Origin of the sequence: Bradyrhizobium yuanmingense, from assembly GCF_029167105.1 — a bacterium.
Taxonomy (GTDB): Bacteria; Pseudomonadota; Alphaproteobacteria; order Rhizobiales; family Xanthobacteraceae; genus Bradyrhizobium; species Bradyrhizobium yuanmingense_A.
The window spans coordinates 1-3499 of the sequence record NZ_JARFML010000093.1; the positions used below are offsets into that span (position 1 = coordinate 1).

The 3499-nt window shown below is 57.7% G+C and carries 4 protein-coding genes and 2 pseudogenes; 4 read left to right on the forward strand and 2 right to left on the reverse strand.

Features of this window, described 5'->3' with window-relative positions; all coding sequences use genetic code 11:
- Positions 1-398 precede the first annotated feature (398 nt).
- Positions 399-647, forward strand: a complete 249-nt coding sequence (locus tag P0R31_RS41290) for a transposase (RefSeq protein WP_430516901.1) — start codon at positions 399-401, stop codon at positions 645-647.
- 234 nt (positions 648-881) lie between these two features.
- On the opposite strand, the pseudogene P0R31_RS41295 reads toward P0R31_RS41290, so the two are convergent.
- A pseudogene (locus P0R31_RS41295) lies at positions 882-1373 on the reverse strand (extracellular solute-binding protein); the annotation flags it as partial.
- Positions 1374-1385: 12 nt separating this feature from the next.
- Positions 1386-1823: a hypothetical protein gene (locus tag P0R31_RS40460; protein ID WP_275521177.1), complete on the reverse strand. Its 438-nt coding sequence runs from the start codon at positions 1821-1823 to the stop codon at positions 1386-1388.
- A gap of 631 nt (positions 1824-2454) precedes the next feature.
- Here P0R31_RS40460 and P0R31_RS41300 point away from each other — a divergent pair.
- The 3 genes and pseudogenes from P0R31_RS41300 to P0R31_RS40470 form a co-directional block, all read left to right on the forward strand.
- A pseudogene (locus P0R31_RS41300) lies at positions 2455-2652 on the forward strand (hypothetical protein); the annotation flags it as partial.
- Entirely contained in the window at positions 2630-3124 is a 495-nt protein-coding gene (locus P0R31_RS40465; protein WP_430516900.1) for an acetylxylan esterase, read from the forward strand. The pseudogene P0R31_RS41300 and the gene P0R31_RS40465, both read left to right, overlap by 23 nt.
- Positions 3028-3348 (forward strand): acetylxylan esterase, encoded by a 321-nt coding sequence (locus P0R31_RS40470; protein WP_275521178.1) that lies wholly within the window; start codon positions 3028-3030, stop codon positions 3346-3348. The genes P0R31_RS40465 and P0R31_RS40470 overlap by 97 nt, the downstream gene beginning before the upstream one ends.
- Positions 3349-3499: the final 151 nt, after the last annotated feature.

A 3499-nucleotide genomic window follows, 5' to 3' on the forward strand; every position in this document is an offset into this window, starting at 1 on the left:
ATGACGACGTCGTCGCGAGAGCCCGCCTCGGCAGGCGGCCGGGATCATCGGAATCCCTGGCCGGCTTCAATCGGTATAGGCGGCCGGCTTCGCTCGGAATCCACGGCCGACTTCGTCGGAATGCGCAACCAACGTCGTAGACATTCTCTCTAGGCACTCCCAACTTCTGCGCAAACTCCCTCGATCGCTCCACATCGCCCCACCACCGGACGTTTGCTTCCGTCGCTCGAGGGGAAAATGGTCAAACGAGAAGACCACTCTCCTTGGATCCCAGGACTTGAGATTGTTCTCGATCAGCCGATCGTCGAGGACTGAGCCGGTCATCGAGATGACGTCGATCTTCGCTGTAACTACATCCCCTGCAGCACACGGCCGTCGATGACAAGGTCGGTGTCATTCTGGATGTCGCGGTCAGGACTGGACAAACGAACGAAGGAGAGATGATCGAGCCGCAAGTCGATGAGGTTGAAGCGATTACGGGCATCGACATACAGGTGGTCACCGCCGATGCGGGCTATGCCTACGCTAAAGTCTACGGCGCGCTCGAGCGGCGCGGCATTGATGCCCTCATTCCAGCTAAAGCCGAACCAATCAACAGTCGCGTACCGCTCAGACGCTTCCGGACGATGCCAAGAGCGACATCTTGAAGTGCCCGCGAGGGCGTATCTTGCGCCCCGCGCGGCCCATCAAGCACGGCCGTTTCTTTTACTCGAAGGCGAAGGATTGCACCCGGTGTCCGCTCAAGGGCGACTGCCTATCCAAAGGGCGGGTTACGACCGGCGCGATCTTGGCGAGGTGCGGCGCGAATCTGGCGGCCTAGTAGCCTCGCATCTCCATGAGCCAAGCGTCATCAATGATGCACTTCGAAGCGTTCTGCGGATTCACCTTGACCTGCGGGATCGACTCGGCCGGCAGGTACTTGAGCTGATCGTATTTGGCCCAGGGTAGCCCGTGCCCTGCGTCCACCCGGCCGCGATCTGCGCGCGGTTCAGAAAGGCGATCAGCCTTTGCGCGTTCCCCGTGTTAGGGCCACCCTTCAGAACCGTCATGTATGTGTAGGTGACGTAGACGCCCTCCCAGACAAATTTGATCGGCGCGCCCTGACGGATCGCAGCAAACAATCGGCCATCGAATGCGCCCGCCATAGCATATTCTCGGTTGATCAGAAGCTGGGGCGCCTCACCGCCCGCGCTCCACCACTTGGTATTGTACGGCTTGATCTCGTTCAGCTTTGCAAACGCGCCATCGAGCTTGTCGTCTGTCAGTGGCCAGATATCCTTGTGGGCGACACCGGCGGCCAGGAGCGCAAATTGGATGGCGTGCTTACCGAAGAGTGTGTCGAGGCCCCTTGGTCCCGGAAACTTCTGGACGTCCCAAAAATCTGCTCAGTCTTGGGGGCCAGTTCCCGAAAACAGGCGCTGGTCGTAAGCAAGCACGGTGGCGGACGCAAGCCCCATGACCGCGTCTTTGAGACGTGTATGCGGCGGCGCGCCCTCAAGCGCTTCTTGATCCCACAGACTATAATCCATCGGCTCGAACATCCCGGCTTTGTGCATTGCCGGATAGGCCTCCGCCTCGACATAGGCAATGCCCCAATCGACGCGGCCAGCCTGGTGCATCGCCTTAACCTGGGGCTCCGCTAAATCGGCCACCACATCTACGACTTTTATTCCGGTCGCCTTCGTGAACGGCTCATAGACGGATCGCCGAACACCTTCGGTAAAGGACCCGCCATAGCTAAAGACGACGACTTCGCCGCTGCCGGCAAGCTTTTCCTGCGCCCAGGCTGCAGTGCTGTTGGCAATAATCGGTAGGCTGAGCAAGGTCGCCGTCGACTGGAGTACGAGGCGCCGGCTTGGGCCGCTAACGGAATGATTCCCGGACTCCCCTTTGATCATGACGCTCCCCCCCCTCGTTATGCAGAACTAGTTGTTCGGCGTATAGTTACGCATGAGCGTAGCCGCCTAACCGGCACAAGGAGCGCATAAATCGGCCGGGATCGAAGAAATTCTGCAGAATAAGCGCCAAATGTCGCGAAATCATCCCGCGCCGCTACGAGGCTTGTCAGCCAAGCATTGTCATGCGTTCTTGACAACTTTGACGCCGCGCTCCTTCACGCTCGCCTCGAACGAAATCAGGTTACCATCCTTCCACATCTCCAGCGTCATGGTGTGAAATGTAATATCGCGCTCGCCGTCCAGAGCGATGGAGTTCAGATTGAACTAGAGCTTCGACTGCTTACTTTGTTGCGGAGAAACCATGCAACGAGGATAAATGGCGGTCTGGCCCGTATTCATTCTTTTCTTGCGCAGGCCACGACCTTCGTAATCAAGATAAGCGACAAGGTTTGGAGAAACTGCAGATTATAGTCCGCAGCGTACAACTGATGGAGGCCTATCGATGATCTTGCCCATGATCTTGGGGTAAGGCGGCTTCGGCAACCCACAGGCGGAGGACTTCGATGCCTTCTGGGATAGGTCCCTGTCGGAAATGCGTTCGGTGAATCCCGATCTAGAAATTCTTTCGGCGTCTTTCAAGGCCAATTTCGCGGAGCTTCACTGGCGTTCGCGGCGCGCGGATTCATGCCAAACTCGTACGCCCGAAACAACTTTCGAAGTAGGCTCCCGCCGTGGTCCGACTTCATGGCTATAGTTCAAATAGCGGCAACTGGGTTCGACACTTGTCCCCTTGCGGCGGCCGGTTTCGTGGTCGTCGCGCTCGATTGCTGAGGTCAGGGAGGATTGTCCGAGGATATTGGGGAGTGAAAGGCAACACCCTTCATGGTCACATCATGCGCGGTCTGTATGAGGGCCCGGATAAGCTGCTGTTTCGCGACATTTTCCTGGATGCGGCGCAAGTCGCGGGAATAGTGATGGCCCTGCCCGAAGTGGACGCCGAGCGTGTGGCCGCCGAAGGGGGCTCGCAGGAGGCCTGCGCAGCGCTCGAGGCCGCGCATTTGCCGCGCGGCGGCGACATATCCTCTCCTCTGCAATTATCAGCGTGCTTGGGAAATGGATTTGGCGAAGGATGCTTATCAGAGGCCGGATTTCTGGAAGGATTCGGACGTTCTTTCGCGGCTTTGATCCGACCCATGAGCACATTGCGGAGTGGTTCCGGCGCCTAGGGTATATTGACTGTCAGCACTTGGCGGCTCGCATCCGGGGAGAGGTACTTATGGTCACCGGCCTGATGGACACCGTCTGTCCGCCGAGCTCGCAATTTGCAGCCTACAACAAGATCCCCAGCAAGAAGAACATGCTGATTTATCCTGATCATGGCCATGAAATACTGCCGCGGAAGACCGACCACGTGTTTGAAATTCCTCCGTCATATCTGATTTCTTGTTAAGATCTTCGTTGGCGTGTAGCTGCTTAGTCGACCGTTAAGAAGCCCGGATTGACTTTTCTGGACAATTGAACGTGCGCCAGAGCGGGACCAGGAACAGGCACAAAAGATCTCTGAGCCAGGCGAGGATGCGGCGGAAATTGTGGCCGACGGC

Coding starts and splice junctions, on each gene's coding strand:
- P0R31_RS40470 (WP_275521178.1), top strand. CDS start 3,028: ATGCTTATCAGAGGCCGGATTTCTGGAAGGATTCGGACGTTCTTTCGC.